Genomic DNA, 17,484 nt, shown 5'->3' on the forward strand with positions numbered 1-17,484 from the left:
CCGCGTCGGAGGCCGTCAGCGTCAGGCCTCGCCGGCCAGCGCCCGCACCTTGCCGAGCACGTCCGGATAGCGCTTCAGGTGCGCGCCGCCGTTGACGTCGAAGGCGGCACCGGTGATCCAGCGCGCCTTGTCGGAGGCGAGAAAGGCTACGGTGTCGGCGATCTCGGCGGGTTCCCCGCTCCGGCCCAGTGGGGTGTTGTCGAGATAGTCCTCGGTGAGGCCCGGTACGAAGCCGATGCCCTCGGTCAGCGGGGTCATCACAAGCCCCGGCGACACCGCGTTGACCCGCACCCGACGGTCGGCGAGTTCGAGTGCGGCCACCTCGACGAGCATCAGCACACCGGCTTTCGACGCGCAGTACGCCCCCATCCCGGCGCCCGGTTGGCGGCCGTTGAGTGAGGCGATGCAGGTGATCGATCCGCCCTCGGCGATCCGGGCGCCGGCGTGTTTGATCACGAGGAACGTTCCGGTCAGACAGATGTCGACGGTGTTGCGCCAGGCATCGAGTTCGAGTTCGGTCAGCGCACCCGGATTCGACAGTCCGGCACAGTTCACCACCGTGTCGAAGTCGCCGATGCCGGCGAAAGTCGCTGCGACCGAGTCCTCGTCGGTCACGTCCATGTGCACCGCCCGCGCCCCGTCGCGCGTCGCCGCCACCTGCTCGGCACGTTCGACGTCGCGGTCGGCCACCACCACCTGCATCCCCTCGCCGACGAACGCGTCGACGGTGGCCAGTCCGATCCCCGAGGCACCCCCGATCACGACCGCCCGGTTCATCGCGTAGCCGCTTCCACAACGTCGGCGTTCGATGCCAGATGACGGCGCAGGAAACCGATCTCGTGCGTGACGCAGGGCTCGAAGAAGTCGTTGCCCGCGAAGATGTCGAAATGGTCGCACGGGTAGTGGCGCACTTCGGCGTGAGCTTTGAACGCGGTCTTCGACGCCGCGTACGGCGGTGCGGCGGAATCGAAGTCGGCGATCTGGAACAGCACCGGGGCATCGACGCGCGCGGCGTGCTTGTCGACTCGGAACGAGCCGATCTCGAGACCGACCGAGGCGTCGACCTCGTTGCGCCACGACGGCCCCGCGATCGCGCGGTAGCTCTCCAGAAACCCTGGTGCGGTCAGCGCGGCGCCCACGTCGCCGGGTTCGCCGACGACCCGCAACATCTTCGGACCCCGGCCCAGCCGTCGACCCACCGAACTGGCCACTGCCGTGGCGGTCGAGCGGGCGATCGCCGCCCCGCCGACCTGGGCGTAGGCGACGCGACCGGCGGCGAGCCCATTGACCAGTGGCACCACCGCGATCACCGCGGCCACGTCGGTCCGGTCGGCCGCCACGGTCAGCGCATGCCCGCCGGATTGCGACACTCCCCAGAGGATGATCCGTTCCGGGTCCACTCCCGGCTGTTTCTTGGCGGCGCCGATCGCGGCGCGGTAGTCGTCGGCCTGCCGTTCCAGCGAAATCGACTGTCGCGGTTCGCCACCGGACAGCCCGAAGCCGCGGTAGTCGAACGCGAACACGGCCAACCCCGCGTCGGCGAACCGTTGCGCATAGGGCGCCAGACCCGAGTCCTTGGTCCCGGCGAAACCGTGCGCCATCACGACGACGGGGCGCTTGCCGTCGATCTCGAACGGCGAAGACTCCGCGCCCGGAAAGAACCAGGCGTCGCAGTCGGCGTCGGACGATCGGAAGCGTACGGTGGTCGCACCATTTGAAATGGTCATGCGGATGCTCCCTTCGAGACCAGATCGTCGGCCACCCCGGCCCACGTCGGCGGCCCCTGCTGGTGGGCCCGCCGGATCCCCGCCGGAATCTCCTTGGTCCGCATGTTGTGTTCGTAGAGATAGTGATCGAGTTGCTGCGTGTGCCGCGGGCGGTCGAGCATGTGTCCGGTGTAGTACTGCATGTCCGCCTCGATCGTCTGCCGCATCTCCGGTACCGACGGGAGCCGGTAGTGACCCGTGGCGTAGGCCCCGATCAGCCGCGCCTGGCATTCCACGAAGGGAAACAGCGTCGGAACCGCCTGCGCGAAACCGGCGAAGACGAGGTCGTCGATTCCCGGGTAGAACATGCGCTTGTAGAGGTCGATCCGATTGTCGGGCGCACTGATGAAGTTCGGGTCGAAGAACGGGAACGTGATGTTGTAACCCGTTGCGTAGATGATGATGTCGAAGTCGTCGGCGGTCCCGTCGTCGAAGTGGACCGTGGACCCGTCGAACCGGCTGATGTTGGGCTTGGGGGTCACGTCGCCCGAGCCCAGTCGCAGTGGCAGTTCCACCGACTGCGTCGGATGTGCCTCAAAGAACTTGTGATTCGGTGTCGGCAGACCGTAATCCTCCGGCCGGCCGGCGGTCACGGGTTGCATGACCTGGACGAACTTGCGCTGCCACGACGTCGGCAGATACGGCGTCGACCGGTAGTACTTGTCGGCGGGCTTGCCCCCGAAGTATTTCGGCACGATCCACGCTCCCGACCGCGTGGAGAGGGTCAGCTTGTTGTCCAGCGCCTTCGACGACAGTTCGACGGCGATGTCGGCGGCACTGTTACCCAGGCCGACGACGAGGATGCGCTTACCCGTGAAATCGTGCGGGGTACGCGGATCGATGTAGTGGTGGGCGTGCATCTCGATTCCGTCGAACTCGCCCGGGAAATCGGGCCAGCGCGGATCCCAGTGATGGCCGTTCGCCACCACCAGCAGGTCGAACCGCCTGCGCTCACCGCCCTGGGTCTCCAGTTCCCAGCCGCCCCCGTCCAGTCGGGTCGCATGCTCGATTCCGTTGGTGAACTCGATCGAGGAGTAGAGGTCGAAGGCCTCGGCGTAGGAGTCCAGGTAGGCCTTGACCTGGGTGTGGTGCGGGAAGTCGGGATACTCGTCGGGCATCGGGAAGTCGCGGAACGACAACTGGTGTTTCGAGGTGTCGATGTGCAGCGACCGGTAGGCACTGCTGTGACCGTTCGGGTTGCCGAAGGCCCAGTTGCCCCCGACCCGGTCCGAACTCTCGAAGCAGGTGTACGGCACGCCGTAGTCGGTGAGCATCTTGCCGGCGGTCAGCCCGCTGATACCGGCGCCGATGATCGCGGTGGTTGGTAAAGGCACACTGCCCCCTCGGTGGACCCGTTGGATGTAGACACAATCTGATTTGTGTCTACACGATGAGACGTATCGTGTACACAGAATCCGCGAACTGTCTACGCAGCGCCCTCCTGAGCAGACATGTGGATGTGGGGACGCGGCGCGCACCGACCACGACCACAGGAGGAGTCAGTGACCGAGGCCTCGACCACGACGGTCCACGAACGACTACTCGACGCCACGCAGAAGCTGCTCGCCGACAAGGGAATCCGGGCGACCACCATGCAGCAGGTCGCGGAGTCGGCAGGCGTGTCCCGCGCGTGGCTGTATCGGCACTATCCGGACAAACCGTCCATGATCGGCGCGACCATCGTCCGTCTCACCGAGTCGTTCTGGCGCGACGCCCGGGCCGAACTCGACGCCATCCCCGACCTGGTCGGGCAACTCACCGCCGGCGTCCGGATCGGCCGGGGTGCCTACGACGACCCGGGCACGCTGCTGCTCCGACTCCGCACGGAGGAACCCACGGAGTTCGCCGAATGCGCCGGTGTCGGTGTCGTCAAGCTGGTTCCCGACCTGGCAGCGTTCTGGTTTCCGTTCGTCGAACAGGCCGCCGCCCGCGGGGAGATACACCCCGCGCACGATCCGTACGAGGTGTCCGAATGGGTTGCGCGCGTCCTGATCAGCCTCGGCACCTCCCCGGGTGAGGCCCTCGACATCGACGACGCGCGGCAGGTCCGACGCCATCTCGAGCGGTTCGTCATGCCGGGTCTGGCCACCGACCCGCAGGGATGAGTAAATGAGGCCCCCGATGCCCTCTGGCCTGGGTGACGCCGATCACCTAGACTAGTGTCCAGTCAACCGTCCGGAAAACGCGGACGACCGAACGACGCCGTCGGAGGGCCCCATGGATTTCGGGATCGTGCAGTTCACCAGCGACCGCGGGCTCAAGCCCCACGTCCTGGCCCCGCTCATCGAGGACGCAGGTTTCGCGTCGTACTACGTTCCCGAGCACGGCCACATCCCGACTCGACGCGACGCCGCGCATCCCCGCACCGGTGACGAGACCCTGCCCGACGAGCGCTACATGCGCACCCTCGATCCCTGGACGTCACTCGGCGCCGCCGCGGCCGTCACCGAACGCATCCGGCTCGCCACCGCGGTCGCACTGCCGGTGCAGTCCGACCCCATCACGCTCGCCAAGACCATTGCGACGCTCGACCACATCTCGAACGGAAGGGTCACCCTCGGCGTCGGATTCGGTTGGAATCTGGACGAACTCGCCGACCACAACGTCCCGCCGAAGCGCAGGCGGACGATGCTGCGCGAGTACCTCGAGGCGATGACCGCGCTCTGGACTAAGGAAGAGGCCGAGTTCGCGGGCGAGTTCGTGAATTTCGGCCCCAGCTGGGCGTGGCCCAAATCGACGCAGTCGCACATCCCGGTCCAGGTGGGCGCGGCAGGCAACGAGAAGAACTTCAAGTGGATCGCGCGCAGCGCCGACGGCTGGATCACCACACCCGGCGAGGAGGACATCGAGGGGTCGGTGTCGTTGCTCAAGCAGATCTGGTCCGACGCCGGTCGTGCGGGCGACCCCGAGATCGTCGTCCTCGACTTCCGGCCGGTACCCGAGAAGCTCGAGAAGTGGCGCGAGATCGGGGTCACGACAGTGCTGTACGGCCTCCCCGACGACTCGGTCGAGCGCGCGAGCGGCTACCTCGCCAAGCTGGCCGGCAAGCTCGGCATCGCCCCGGCGGTCGTGTAGACCCGTTGGGAGAGGTGTGAGCGAAGCGAGCCACCCCCGCCCCCTGAGGTGCGAGCGAAGCGACCCACGAAGGGTGTAACAACCTGTCTCACCAGGCCCTTCGTGGCTCGTCGACCTCGACGCGCTCCTTCGTCGCTTGCACGGCCCGGCGGCTATCGCTCCTCACACCCCAGGGAGCAAATGGGGGGCGCTCCCCAGGGAGCGGCGATGGGCGCGCCGTCCGCAGTCGGCTCAGGGAGTCGGTGCGACGAGCCGCTGGCGGACGTCCCGGAAGATCCCGTTGGCCACGCTGGTGCGGCTCACCGCATCGGCCGCCAGGATCACAGCCGCTGAGGTCCAGCAACTCTTCTCCACCGGCCAGCGTTTGCCGTCGGCGAAAACCAGTCCGGTCCAATACGATCCGTCCGGGTCGCGCAGATGCTGAATCGACGCGATGAGCTCGATGGCATCGGCGGTGTCACCGAGGGCATCGAGTGCCAGTGCCAGCTCACAGGTCTCGGCGCCGGTGACCCAGGGACGATGGTCGACGCAACGAACGCCCTTGCCGGGGACCACGAACTGTTCCCACCGCCGCGCGATGAGTTCCTGCCCGTCGCGTCCGCGGACGGCGCCGCCGAGGATCGGGTAGTACCAGTCCATGGAGTGTTCGGACGGCGGGGTGAAGGTCTGCCACTCGTCACGCGTGACGTCGGCACGGATCGCGTCGCCGAGCACGCTGTGCGCCGCGATCCAGTCGGCGTCGGGCTGATCCATCTCACCGGCGATCCGGATCGCGCAGTCCAGCGCTTGGAAGATGCTGGCGTTCCCGGTGATCAGCGCTTCACCGAACATCGCTCCGGTCCGGTGGTCGCCGCCCCAGCGGAACGCACCGTCCTCACGCTGGAAGCGCAGCACGCAGTCGATCGCCGACCAGACCACCGGCCACATCTTCTGCAAGAAGGCGTCGTCACCGGTGATCAGATAGTGATGCCAGACCCCGACCGCGATGTAGGCGCAGAAATTGCTGTCTGTGCCGGCGTCCTCCACCTTTCCTACGACGGTGCGGATCGGCCACGACCCGTCGTCGCGCTGTTTACGCCGCGACCACTCGTAAGCCGCCTCTGCCTCGGAGTGAAACCCGGTCACGGACAACGCCATCGCCGATTCGATGTGGTCCCACGGGTCGGTCTGCCCGCCCGGGAACCACGGCAACGCACCGTCGGCCTCCTGCATGCCGACGATCGCGGCACCGGTGGCCCGCATCTGCTCGGCCGTGACCACACCGGGGATCGCCGGGACGGCCGTCATGGGGCTCCCGTCCTGGAGGACCCCGTCATGAAGACGCGGTGGCGGTCTCGGGCTTGCGCAGGTAGAGGGCCACCGACTTGCCGATGAGCGGGTTGAGCACCTGCTCGCCGACCCGGGTCAGCCACGGCTTGCTCATCATGTCCCAGACCAACAGCTGGTGGTAGCCCTTCACCAGGACATTGTCGTTGTTCTCGACTCCCACAGCGCATTTCAGCCACCAGTACGGGGCATGCAGGGCATGGGCGTGGTCGGTGTCGGTGACCTCGAGTCCGGCTCGCTGCAACTTGCCCGCGAGCTCGGATGCCTTGTAGATGCGGACGTGTCCGCCCTCGACCTCGTGGTACTCGTCCGACAGGGCCCAGCACACCTTCTCCGGCCAGTACCGGGGCACGGTGACCGCGGCGACGCCACCCGGCTTCAGCACGCGCACCATCTCACTGATCGCGCCCTCGTCGGTCGGGATGTGCTCGAGGATCTCGCTCATCAGGACGACGTCGAAACTGTTGTCCGCGTACGGGAGTCGAAGCGCATCCCCGACCTCGGCGCGCGCCTTGGCCGACGCGGGCACGTGACCCTCGGCCATCATGGCGTCGAACATCTCACCGACGTCGGACATGTCGCTCTCGGACATGTCGAAGGCGATGACCTCCGCGCCACGACGGAACATCTCGAACGAGTGCCTACCCTGCCCCGCCCCGATGTCGATCGCCTTGGTGCCCGGTCCAACGCCAAGCCGGTCGAAATCAACTGTGAGCACTCGATGTCCCTTCTGTTGCCCGCCGATGTCCGGCGAGCACGGTTTCGTAGTGAGCCGCAGTCTTCGCGGCCACCGCTGCCCAGCTGTAGTTCTCCTCGGCGCGTCGACGACCTCCGTCGCCGAGACGCGTCCGCAGATCGACATCGTCCAGGAGCCGGCCGATAGCCTGCGCCAGACGTCCGGAATCCCGCGGCGGCACCAGCAACGCTGCCTCCTCGGCGGTGCCGACGACCTCGGGGATCGCACCGGCCCGGGTGGCCACCAGCGGCGTACCGCAACTCATGGCCTCGACCGCCGGCAGCGAGAACCCCTCGTACAACGAGGGCACACACGCCACCTCGGCGGAGGCGAGCAGGCCGGCGATCTCGGAGTCCTCGAGGCCGGACACCACCGAGACGCGATCGCCGATCGCCAGATCCTCGATCATCTTGGCCGACGGACCGTTCGGGTCCAACTTGGACACCAGCACCAATTCGACATCCCGCTCGGAGGACAGCTTCGCGACCGCCTCGAGCAGGTACGAGACACCCTTCAGCGGCGCGTCGGCACTGGCGACACACACGATACGACCGGGAACGCGCGTGGCGGCCGGCGTGAAGATCTCGGTGTCCACCCCCAGCGGGATGGTGGTGATCCGACCCGACGGGATGTCGAAGGCCTTGCGGATGTCGACCTCGCTGCTGCGGGAAACGGTGAGCAGCTCGGGGATACGGCGTGAGACGCGCCCCTGCATGCGCAGGAACGAATGCCACCGCCAGGCACTGATCTTGCGCCATCCCTTGGCCGCCTTCACCGCCAGTGTGCGGTCGCGGGTGATGGGGTGGTGGATCGTCGCGATCAGCGGGAACCCGGCCTTCTGGATGTCGAGCAGTCCATAACCGAGGCACTGGTTGTCGTGCACGATGTCGAAGTCGTCGCGGCGCTCTTTGAGAAGGCGCGCCACCCGGAGGCTGAACGTGAGCGGTTCGCCGAAGCTCGCCGTCCACATCGAGCCGACCTCGAGCACGTCGATCCAATCGCGGTACTCCCCCGGACGAGGCGTCCGGAACGGGTCCGGCTCGTCGTAGAGACCGAGGCTCGGCACCTTGGTGACGGTGACCCCGGCGTCGATGGCCACCTGGTCCAGTTCGGGGTAAGGCTGCCCCGAGAAGATCTCGACGCTGTGCCCCAGCAGTGCCAGTTCGCGGGAGAGGTGGCGGACGTAGACGCCCTGGCCACCGCAGTGCGGCTTGCTTCGGTACGAGAGCAGTGCGATGCGCACGGTCACTGCGCCCCGGCGGTGGCAGCCGCCTCGAACTCGGAGATGCTGACGAACTTCGTGCGGACCCGGCCGGTGGCCCTGCCCGCGGACTTCTCGGCGGCGTCGATCGCCTTCCAGCCCGTGAGGTCGATGCGGTTGGCGCCGCGGTCGGCCACGAGTGCGGCGACGTCGTCCCGCGAGGTCGAGGGGTCGTCGAACGCGGCGGCGACGAAGTCCGCGATGACCGCCTGCGCGGTCTCCTGACCGCAGATGCGGTTCATGCCGATACCCCCTGTCGCTCCTCGCTTGATCCAACCCGTGACGTACAGGCCGGGCATCACATCGCCGTCGGCCGCGGTCTGGACCCGCCCCTCGGTGTTGGGGACGACGCCGTGCCCCTCGTCGAACGGTAGGTCGGTGACCGGCACGCCCCGGTAACCGATGGCCCGCAGGACCAGTCCGGTCTCGAGGTCGAACCGATCCTCGGTGGGTGTCACCGCGACTGTCCCGGTCGCGTCGGCGTAGGCGTTGCGCACGCACGTAAGCGTAGCCACTTCCCCGTCACCGGCAATTTCGACGGGAGACGTGAGGAACCGGAACACGATGCGCTTGTTGCCCGGCGTCTGCGGACGCTCGGCGAATTCTCGGGCGAGACGCACCTTGGTGGCTATCGTCGAGTCGAGCGTGTCGTCGGACTGCGCCGCCTCCGAGGCCGGGTCGAGGACCAGCTCGTCGGGGTCGATGACGACGTCGACACCGTCGACGTCACCGAGTGCCAGGAACTCGCTGTTGGTGTATGCCGCCTGCGCCACGCCGCGGCGGCCCAGGAGCACCACCTCGGAGATGTTGGATTCACGCAGCTTCGCGAGGGCGTGGTCGGCGATGTCGGTCTTGGCGAGCTCGTCGGGGTCGGTGACGAGGATGCGCGCGACGTCGAGTGCCACGTTGCCGTTGCCGACCACGACGGCCCGCTCTCCCGACAGATCGACGTCGAGGTCGGCGAAGTCCGGGTGACCGTTGTACCAGGCGACGAACTGGGTCGCGGCGACCGAATTGCGCAGATCCTCGCCTTCGATGCCCAGCCGCTTGTCGGTCGCGGCGCCGACCGCGTAGATCACCGCGTGGTAGCGGGCGACCAGCTCGTCGTGGCTGATGTGCTTGCCGACCTCGACATTGAGGTAGTAGGTGAAGTTCTTCTTCGCCGCGACCGAGGCGAAGGTCTTCTCCACGCCCTTGGTGGCGCTGTGGTCCGGTGCGACTCCGGCGCGCACGAGTCCGTAGGGCGTCGGCAACCGATCGAACATGTCGACCTTGATGGCCGGTTTGCGGACGAGCTCCTCCGCGGCGTAGAAGGCCGCCGGCCCGGCACCCACGACGGCCACGTGCAGTTCCTTCTCGGGCAGCTTGGGTGCCTTGCGCGGTGGCACGAGGCCGCCCTCGACGTCGTGGTCTTTGTAGTAGTCCGCGTTGATCTGGAGATACGGCTCGTCACGCTCGTCCAGCTGATCGTCGGGGATGATCGCCTCCACCGGGCACTCGTCGATGCAGGCGCCGCAATCGATGCAGGTCTCCGGATCGATGTAGAGGGCCTCCGCCGTCAGGAACTCCGGCTCGTCGGGCGTGGGGTGGATGCAGTTCACCGGACACACGCTCACGCAACTGGCATCGTTGCAACATGGGCGGGTAATCACATGCGCCATCTGCTGTTTCCTCGTGATCCGACACGTAGAACGTGTTCTATTTTTCCGATTGAATGTATCTTAGCCGCAAAGATACCGGCGACCTATCGGAGGGACTCGAGTGAGCCAGGTTACGCCAGCAGTGTCGGTTGCATCACTTCCGGATCGCAAGCCTGGTGCTCAGTTCTACGAGGTGGGTTATCGCGTCCGCACCGGCGACGTCGATCAGGACATGCGTGTGCGCCTCGATGCCGTGGCCCGCTACCTGCAGGACGTCGCCAACGACAACCTCGAGGCAACCGAGTTCAGCGCGACCGACCCGTTCTGGATCGTTCGGCGCACCATCATCGATGTCATCGAGCCCATCACCTGGCCGGGTACCGTGACCGCGCAGCGGTGGTGCGGTGCCCTGTCGACGCGCTGGACCAACATGCGCGTGCGCCTGACCGCCGAGCACGAGACCAACCGGTTCAACCCCCGACCGCGTCCCGCGGGCCTGATCGAGACCGAGGCGTTCTGGATCAACGTCAACGAGCAGGGCGTGCCGTCACGCCTGTCCGACGACGCCTTCGCGATGCTGTCGGCGATGACCGACGAGCACCGCCTTCGCTGGCGGTCGATGAACCCCGAGAAGGCCCCCGAAGCCGCCGACATCGACTTCCCAGACCGTGAACACGTTCTCCGGATCACCGACTTCGACCCGTTCAAGCACCTCAACAATGCCGCCTACCTCGAGGCGATCGAGGACGAACTGGTCGAGCATCCCGACCTGGTCGACGCTCCGCACCGGGTGGTCATCGAGTACCTCCGGCCCATCGTGCCGGGCACGCGGCTGGTCCTGCGCCGGGTGCGCGAGGGCGACCGGCTCACCGTGTGGTTGCTGATGCCGGGCACCGGCGACGAACTCGTGGTCGCGGCCAGCGTCGTCGTCGGGCCGCTCCCGGGGTGAGCAACTTCTACTGACCGCCCTGGAGCAGCAACTCCATCAGCTTGATCGGCGCCTCGCACGGATCGCCCTGGGGCGCGCTGCGAGGTTCGACGAACCAGGTGAAGATGCCGCGGCTCGGCGCACGGGCGGTCACACCGCAGACGCCCGGCCGGTCGGGACTGCGCTGGGTGAACGCCGACTGGCTGGCGACCTTGATGTTCTCGGTCTGGAACCCGAGCTTCTTGGCCGTCTCCTTCTCCACGTTGACGTTGCCCCACTCGAACCAGTTGAACGTCACACTCACCACGTCGGTGGTGCCGGAGACCAGCCATCGGCAGATGGCCCCGCTGAACGACCGTTCGGCGAACCCGCCGCCGGCGACGACATCGGCGATCATCGCGTCGGGTAGCACATCGCATTCGAGCAAGAGCCGGTCGAACTGGTCGGTGTCGATGTCGCTGCTGCCGGACTGGTCCGCGGCCCCCAACGGCACCGCCTCACCGTCGACGTGCGCGCACACCCGGCCAGGGCGGTCAGTCCCAGCAGCACCGCGGCGATCACGATGAGGGCGCGCTTCACGACGCACGCTCTATCGACAGCGTCGCCAGCTCGCGTGCGGCGTCACAGATCTCTTCGATCGGCCGTGGTGTCGCCGCGTCGCCGCGGATCGACCATTCGAAGAAGTCCGCGCCGAAACCGATGCCGACCTCACAGATCTGACCTGATTGCGTGTAACCGATGAATCCCTCGTGGCCGTCGATCTCGAGTCTGTTGGTGACGTCGCGCGACAACTTCACGTTCGCCTCCTCACGACCGATCGGCGATCCGCGATACCAGTTGAACGAGGCGACGGCACCCGTCCTCGAACCGGTCGTGTCCCATTCGCACACCGAGGTGTTGTTCACGGTCTCGGTGAGTCCACCGAACCCGGTGATGCGGACCACCTCCTCGAGGGACACGCCGCCGCATTCGCCGAAGAACGGTCCGGAACCGGCCTGGGCGGGCGCCTCGGGCGTGTTCGGAGTGTTTGGATCCGACGTCGGCTCGTCGTCCGAGCAGGCGCCGACGAGAAGCGTGATCGCTGCCAGAACCGCGATGAGGAAGGTGCCGTCGCGCAGCCGATCCAGTTGACGCCGTTCACGTTTCGTCGGCCGACCGGCACCGCGGTCGCGGCGCGGCTGACTCGCGAGGATCTCCTTCGGCGGCGGCGGCGGAGACCGGTCGATGAAGCACTCGGCGGCCATCGGCGCCGACACCCGTTTACTGATCGTCCTGGTGACCTCGACGATGCGCTCGCGTCCGGCGAGCCGTACGCGGACCTCGTCACCCGGCACCACCGGCTGGGCCGGCTTGGCGGTCACCCCGTTCACGCGGACGTGCCCGCCCCGACACGCGGCGCCCGCCGCCGATCGGGTCTTGGTCAGACGGATGGCCCAGATGTAGGCATCGACGCGGGTGGACATGGTCAGCCGCCCAGCCGACTCGTCCGCAACCCGGGAGTCCGTCCGGCGCAGGCGCCCCGACCCGGTTCAGTGCCCACGACGCCGACTCCCTTCACCGCGCTTTCAACCCTGCCGGGTGCTCGTTGGGCACCACTGTAGCGGGGTCGCCCAGCCCGCCGCGGGTGCTGAACAGGCGACACCGTCAGCGCTTGCGCGTCAGCAGGTATGCGCCCCCGCCGACGGCCAGGACGAGGAACAGGATCGCCAGGAAGGTCTGGTCGAGCAGCAGCAACGTCACGAACACCGCGATGCCCGGTGACACCGCGACCAGGCTCATCGCCGGGTGCTGACGCACGACCTCCGACACCGCTCTGCTCTTGTCCCGATCGATGGCCATGATGCCCTCCCTGGTCGGTTGCACCCGGACCGGTCCGTGAACGGCCCGGGGTCGTGTGCCCAGGGTAGTCGCGTATCGCGACAGGCCCGGACAATCGCCCCCGTTCCGGTCAGGGACTCTGCGGCCTGACCCCTGCTCTCAGCTCATCGAACTGCCCGCGAAGCGAATAGCCATATCGTCAGCCACACGCTCCGATGTCGGCAGATGTTTCTGCCCGAGGAGTCGGCCGGGACGTCCAACGCGAACGTGTGAGGGCTGGCGAGGATGCCGGTGACCGCGGCGGAGCCGGCACCGATGTCGGGTCCACCCGATCATGTCTACTCCGTCTGACATGTCTATGCCGTTCAGCGGCTTCCATTCTGGTGGAATGTGGAGGGCCGCGGTTTCTACTTCTTGCTTCGCTCCGAAGTCTGGTCTGACCTGGTTCACCTGGGAAGTGATCGACTGCATACTGCATCAGATGAGACGCCTCGGCGTTCTCACAAAGGATGGCCGCGGCAACCCCGTCCGGCGCATAGTCGTGGCATGCTGCGTTTCTGTGCTGACGTCTCAGCCGCGGACTGGATCACACGAAGTCGCGACGCGACCGACGACGTCGCGTCGGGCCAGGCTTGGAAAGCTCTAGCGCTGTTCGGCCCTCCTGAGTTCGAGGCCTACGCACGGGTCCGTTTCATACCGGATCCAGACCGTCCTCACCAGAGCGTTCCGAGCGAGGACTTCACAGAGCCCGCCTATGAGGGCTACGAGCACGCCATCGTCGCCAGGACGTGTAGAGCCCTGGCTGCGGTGACGCGCAGCTCCGACGAGTGCTACTTCGCGATCTGGGCCGGCTATTCAGGTGTCGTGTCTCCTCTACCGGGTGGCCCTCGGATGTACATCCCCAACCGCGGCTACCACCTCTACGTCGGCACACTGTCCGACCTCAAGGCGTGGGAGGAGCCCTTGACGCACGAAACGCCTGCGCTGTTTCACGACCCGCCGGCCTTTGTATGGCCCGCTGACCATGCCTGGTGCCTGGCAAGCGACACCGATCCTCACTGGGCCGGGATCGGGGCGAACACAGCCACCATCCGCGACCTCACATTGCGAAACGACATCGATGTCGTGACCGCAGACCGCTACGGTCGCCAGCCGTTCTACGACCAACCCACGGAACCGAGGATGGATGAAACGTCGCGGATTCCGCCTACTGACCGTAGGTGTATCGCAAGTTGGCGTTGATCAGGTGGCCGATCCGTGGGCACAGATGACGGAGCTGGCGGTCTTCCGAGTCGCGACCCGCTTTCGTCTGCCAACGCGTCAACATGTGAAACACCCAATTGATGCGGTGCGACTCGGCTGGGCTCAGGGGACATGCGCGGGCAGTCGGCTGCCCCGTTGCGCATCCTCGGCGTTGGACCAGCTCCTGTTGTCGGCTGCGTAGTGGTCATCGACAAACCCTGTTCGATCAACAGGCTGTGACTACTGGGGTTTCTGTTCACCACGGTTCACTGCGGTTCACCACTGGTGTGCGTGTGACATAGACTGCCGCACAGGTCGATTCGAAGGCATATGGGTTGTGGATAAATCTCGTCGTCGAACGTTTTGGCGAGTACCTTGGTGTCATGACCTCGATCACCGAGCTCCGCGACACCCTCATTGCTCTGCAACCCCCGCCCGACGACGGGAGTGGTCGCGCGGTGTACGAGCAACTCGACGAATTACGAGTGCTGCGCAACGTTCTCGATCACCAGATCGCCGTCCACATCGCCCTGTTGGAAGATTCGGGGGCACCGGCGCGTGCAGGGTCGACGACCCGATCCTGGCTGATCGAGATGGGCATGCCCCCGACGGCCGCGCACCGCGGTGCACGCATCGCCACCGGACTGAAGTCGTTGCCCAAAGTCGCCGACTGCGCCGCCGACGGCTACCTGTCTGCCGAGTGCGTTGACGCCGTGGTTCGCGGCATCGCAGTCATCGCAGTCATCGCAGCGACTGCGTTGTCCGACGACGACCTGGCGGCGTTCGAGAGCGAACTGCTCGCGCAGGCGTTCTCCGGTGCCACCCCCGCCGAGATCATCACTCACGCCCGGAGTATCGCCATGCGGGTCGCCGATGACGATCCGAACGCCGTCGCGGCAGCGGATGATGCGTCGCTGAACACTGTGCACACCAGGGTGACCGACGAGGGCCGGGTCGCGATCAGCGCAGACGTCACCGCAGTGATCGGGGAGAAGTTCTTGTCGATGATCGACGAGCGCTCCTGCCCGCGCCCCGAACCCGACGGCGCCGCCGACCGCCGCGATGCCGGACAACGCCGCGCGGACGGTCTGGAACTCCTTCTGGACCAGGCTGCGATCGGTGCATCGATGACCACTGCGGGCGCACCGCGAACGCAGTTGCTCATCACCATTCCTGCTGATGGCGTTGGTCAGGCAAGGTTGCCGTGGGTCGGAGCCGTGTCAGGCTCGACAGCACAACGACTGTCGTGCGACGGCGCGGTGGCCGAGATCGTCCTCGACGGTGAGGGTGTGCCGTTGCGGATGGGAACCACGAAACGACTGTTCCCGCATCACCTGCGGCAAGCAATCACCATCCGCGATATGTGTTGCGTGAAATGTGGTGCGCCAGCGGCACATACGCAAGTTCACCATCTGATCCCCTGGGCTGATGGTGGCGCTACTGATCTGGACAACGGGTGCCTGCTGTGCCAGCGCTGTCACACCCAGGTCCATCACCACGGCTGGCAGGTCGTAATGGGTCCCGACCGTCATCCGTGGCTCATCCCGCCCGCCGACATCGACCCGAAACGCCTACCCCGGCCGGCCTACAACCGGCGCACCATGCGACTCGACGACGCACTCGTGTAGCCGCCCGGCGACCAGATCCTCCGGCGTCGATCCCGACGCCACACGACCTTTGACAAGTCCACAGTGTGAGAACAAACCCCTGCCCACCGGGACCCTGTCGCGGAAGATGATCAGTAGCAATCACTTCGCGAAAGATCCCGGTGGGACGGGGGTCGGATCCTGTACTGCGATCGATCGATATCGCTCTCGACAGCAACAGTCGGCCACGCGGTGAATGAGCCCAGCCCGGTTCCCCTCACCTCAGAGCGCAGCGAGCCTGGAACACTTCGGATCAGGCCGCGGCATCTCCGGAATCACTGCCGGAATCGGAATCGGCGCTCGAGTCCGAGCCGCTACCGGAGTCGTTGCCATCGGAATCAGAGGTGTCGGGATCCGAGGCGGCGGAGTCCGCGGCATCGGAACCGGCTCCGTCGGAATCCGGGCTGTCAGGATCCGGGGTGTCGGAATCCGGGCCGCCGGACTCGGGCGCGTCGGAGTCTCCGGCATCCGAATACTCGACGCCGCTGTCGTCGGAAGCCTCAGGCGCCCGGTGCTTGCCGACGTAGGAATCCTCCGCCGAGCGGTGCTTGCCGACGTAGCTCCCGGCCTCGTCGGCCTCGTCGTCGGTGGCGACCGGCTCCGCAGACGCATCGACGATCGACATGCTCGTGCGCGCCACGGTGTTCGACGCGCCGGTGTCGATCGGTTCGGTCGCGGGCAGACCGAACGGGAACTCGTAACTCGGGATGCGGATCACGGGGACGAGCTCGCCGGTGTCGAGTTGCCCGAACTCGATGACCGGCAGGCCCAGCCGATTCGGCCGGAGCTCGCCGTTGACCTCGACCAGCGGCCGGAAGGTGACGGTTGAACCCAGCCAGTCGACGGTGATCGGAGCCGTGAATCCGTAATCGCTTGTCAGCCGGAGGAAGTTCCCGCTGAACAGGTCGTAATCGCCACCGATGCTCAGGCGGGCGAAATCCTTGGAGAGGGCGAACCACTCGCTGTCGAAGTCGATGTCTTCGCCACCGAGCAGAGCGGACACGAGACCGCTCAGCACTTCACCGCCCACGCCGCCGAGCACACCCCCCGGGTCGGCGAGCAGCGCAGTCGGATCCGTCAGTCCGAATTGGATCTCACCGTTGGTTTCCTTCCATCGGAAGTCAAAGGTACCTGCGACGTTCGCGCACGCGCCGACTCCTTCGGCGTGGGCGGCAGTCAGACCGCCATAGCAACCGACGCCCTTGACCCCGGGGATCTGTCCGACTTCGTTGCCGAGAACCGTCACGTCCAGTGGGTCAGTGTTCCACGCGTGAGCAGTTCCGATGAGAGCGAACGAAAACGCGGCTCGGCGTCACTCGCACCTGCGGTGGCAAGACTGATGGGCAGATAGGAGATCGCCGTGGCGTCTCCGCCGCGATACGCCATGGCGAACTGGAAGCCGTTGCCGCGTACGGTCGACGAGTTTTCCGTCGTGGGCTCATCGGCGATCGAGTCAGGCAGTCCGGACCCGAACAGCGGCACCAGGATAAGGTTCGCACCGTCTTTCACCCAGGAGGGGATAACCGCGTAGGCGTCTTTCACCGTGCCGTAGACGCCGACCGGGACGAGCTCAAGACTCCCCGGCATCACGATGGTGACACCGAAGCCGCCCATGTCCGTGCTCGATTCCGAACAGTCCGCACCTCCGTTGCTCGCACCGGAAGCACACAACTCGATACGCCAAGCTCTGACGATCTCGGCCAGGTCATCATTGCTGAGGTCTGCGAGCACCGTCCCCAGGGGATTGTTGCCGTACATGTTCTGAAGGTTGGTGAAGCTGTTGATGGCGTCAGTTATCGGCGAAGCCTCAGCCACCGCCGGCTCCGCGACCTGCCCCGTTCCGATCGCGGCGACTGTCGCCAGGGCGGCCGCCCCGGCGATCGCGCGGTGCTGCCGCCGCTGCTTCCGGTTCTCACGTCGAGCGACCTTCTCCGATCGCTGAATTCCGCTGCGCCCCAACCTGGTCATCCGTCCCACCCTCTTCTCCCCGACCGCCCGAGCTGAGCAAGTGAATCACCACGCTCGGTGAACAGATGGTCGATCGGA

The 17,484-nt window shown here is 66.4% G+C and carries 16 protein-coding genes and 1 pseudogene; 5 read left to right on the plus strand and 12 right to left on the minus strand.

Going from position 1 to position 17,484, the window contains the following annotated elements:
• Positions 1-21 precede the first annotated feature (21 nt).
• From QAD21_RS18875 to QAD21_RS18885, 3 genes are read right to left on the minus strand one after another with little or no spacing between them, the layout of a single operon-like run.
• On the minus strand, positions 22-777 hold the full coding sequence (locus QAD21_RS18875) for an SDR family NAD(P)-dependent oxidoreductase (protein WP_058252421.1): 756 nt from the start codon (positions 775-777) through the stop codon (positions 22-24).
• A complete protein-coding gene (locus QAD21_RS18880) occupies positions 774-1,727 on the minus strand; it encodes an alpha/beta fold hydrolase (RefSeq protein WP_058252422.1) in 954 nt (317 codons plus the stop codon). The genes QAD21_RS18875 and QAD21_RS18880 overlap by 4 nt, the downstream gene beginning before the upstream one ends.
• Positions 1,724-3,100, minus strand: coding sequence for an NAD(P)-binding domain-containing protein (locus tag QAD21_RS18885; RefSeq protein WP_058252423.1), 1,377 nt, complete (start codon positions 3,098-3,100; stop codon positions 1,724-1,726). The genes QAD21_RS18880 and QAD21_RS18885 overlap by 4 nt, the downstream gene beginning before the upstream one ends.
• Before the next feature lie 168 nt (positions 3,101-3,268).
• Between QAD21_RS18885 and QAD21_RS18890 the strand changes: the two genes are divergently transcribed.
• Entirely contained in the window at positions 3,269-3,871 is a 603-nt protein-coding gene (locus QAD21_RS18890; protein WP_171011674.1) for a TetR/AcrR family transcriptional regulator, read from the plus strand.
• Between the two features lie 112 nt (positions 3,872-3,983).
• Positions 3,984-4,841: an LLM class F420-dependent oxidoreductase gene (locus tag QAD21_RS18895; protein ID WP_205334102.1), complete on the plus strand. Its 858-nt coding sequence runs from the start codon at positions 3,984-3,986 to the stop codon at positions 4,839-4,841.
• A 231-nt stretch (positions 4,842-5,072) separates the two neighbouring features.
• Here the strand turns inward: QAD21_RS18895 and QAD21_RS18900 are convergent, their stop codons facing one another.
• Genes QAD21_RS18900 through QAD21_RS18915 form a run of 4 tightly spaced genes read right to left on the minus strand, consistent with a single transcriptional unit; the run spans position 5,073 to position 9,825 of the window.
• Positions 5,073-6,128 (minus strand): prenyltransferase, encoded by a 1,056-nt coding sequence (locus tag QAD21_RS18900; protein WP_068971116.1) that lies wholly within the window; start codon positions 6,126-6,128, stop codon positions 5,073-5,075.
• 25 nt (positions 6,129-6,153) lie between these two features.
• Complete coding sequence (locus tag QAD21_RS18905) at positions 6,154-6,885, minus strand: class I SAM-dependent methyltransferase (RefSeq protein ID WP_205334103.1); 732 nt, start codon at positions 6,883-6,885, stop codon at positions 6,154-6,156.
• Entirely contained in the window at positions 6,872-8,146 is a 1,275-nt protein-coding gene (locus QAD21_RS18910) for a glycosyltransferase family 4 protein (protein WP_269554909.1), read from the minus strand. Before QAD21_RS18910 ends, QAD21_RS18905 begins: the two co-directional genes overlap by 14 nt.
• Before the next feature lie 2 nt (positions 8,147-8,148).
• Positions 8,149-9,825 (minus strand): FAD-dependent oxidoreductase, encoded by a 1,677-nt coding sequence (locus QAD21_RS18915; protein ID WP_226513936.1) that lies wholly within the window; start codon positions 9,823-9,825, stop codon positions 8,149-8,151.
• 100 nt (positions 9,826-9,925) lie between these two features.
• Between QAD21_RS18915 and QAD21_RS18920 the strand changes: the two genes are divergently transcribed.
• The gene (locus tag QAD21_RS18920) at positions 9,926-10,753 is read left to right on the plus strand and encodes an acyl-ACP thioesterase domain-containing protein (RefSeq protein ID WP_280360016.1); all 828 of its coding nucleotides are present in this window, start codon (positions 9,926-9,928) and stop codon (positions 10,751-10,753) included.
• Between the two features lie 7 nt (positions 10,754-10,760).
• Here QAD21_RS18920 and QAD21_RS18925 read toward each other — a convergent pair.
• The 3 genes and pseudogenes from QAD21_RS18925 to QAD21_RS18935 all read right to left on the minus strand — a co-directional run bounded on the left by QAD21_RS18925 (position 10,761) and on the right by QAD21_RS18935 (position 12,571).
• A pseudogene (locus QAD21_RS18925) lies at positions 10,761-11,311 on the minus strand (DUF3558 domain-containing protein).
• Positions 11,308-12,195, minus strand: a complete 888-nt coding sequence (locus tag QAD21_RS18930) for a DUF3558 family protein (RefSeq protein WP_280360018.1) — start codon at positions 12,193-12,195, stop codon at positions 11,308-11,310. Before QAD21_RS18930 ends, QAD21_RS18925 begins: the two are co-directional and overlap by 4 nt.
• 181 nt (positions 12,196-12,376) lie before the next feature.
• Positions 12,377-12,571, minus strand: coding sequence for a hypothetical protein (locus QAD21_RS18935; protein ID WP_058252431.1), 195 nt, complete (start codon positions 12,569-12,571; stop codon positions 12,377-12,379).
• A 525-nt stretch (positions 12,572-13,096) separates the two neighbouring features.
• Between QAD21_RS18935 and QAD21_RS18940 the strand changes: the two genes are divergently transcribed.
• The gene (locus QAD21_RS18940; RefSeq protein WP_280360020.1) at positions 13,097-13,792 is read left to right on the plus strand and encodes a hypothetical protein; all 696 of its coding nucleotides are present in this window, start codon (positions 13,097-13,099) and stop codon (positions 13,790-13,792) included.
• Between the two features lie 383 nt (positions 13,793-14,175).
• Positions 14,176-15,420, plus strand: a complete 1,245-nt coding sequence (locus QAD21_RS18945; protein ID WP_280360022.1) for an HNH endonuclease signature motif containing protein — start codon at positions 14,176-14,178, stop codon at positions 15,418-15,420.
• A 271-nt stretch (positions 15,421-15,691) separates the two neighbouring features.
• Here the strand turns inward: QAD21_RS18945 and QAD21_RS25400 are convergent, their stop codons facing one another.
• Both QAD21_RS25400 and QAD21_RS25405 read right to left on the minus strand, forming a co-directional pair.
• Positions 15,692-16,684, minus strand: a complete 993-nt coding sequence (locus tag QAD21_RS25400; protein WP_307814795.1) for a hypothetical protein — start codon at positions 16,682-16,684, stop codon at positions 15,692-15,694.
• Entirely contained in the window at positions 16,681-17,406 is a 726-nt protein-coding gene (locus QAD21_RS25405) for a hypothetical protein (protein WP_348534461.1), read from the minus strand. Before QAD21_RS25405 ends, QAD21_RS25400 begins: the two co-directional genes overlap by 4 nt.
• Positions 17,407-17,484: the final 78 nt, after the last annotated feature.

This window comes from Gordonia sp. SMJS1 (genome assembly GCF_029866425.1).
GTDB classification, from domain to species: Bacteria; Actinomycetota; Actinomycetes; order Mycobacteriales; family Mycobacteriaceae; genus Gordonia; species Gordonia hongkongensis.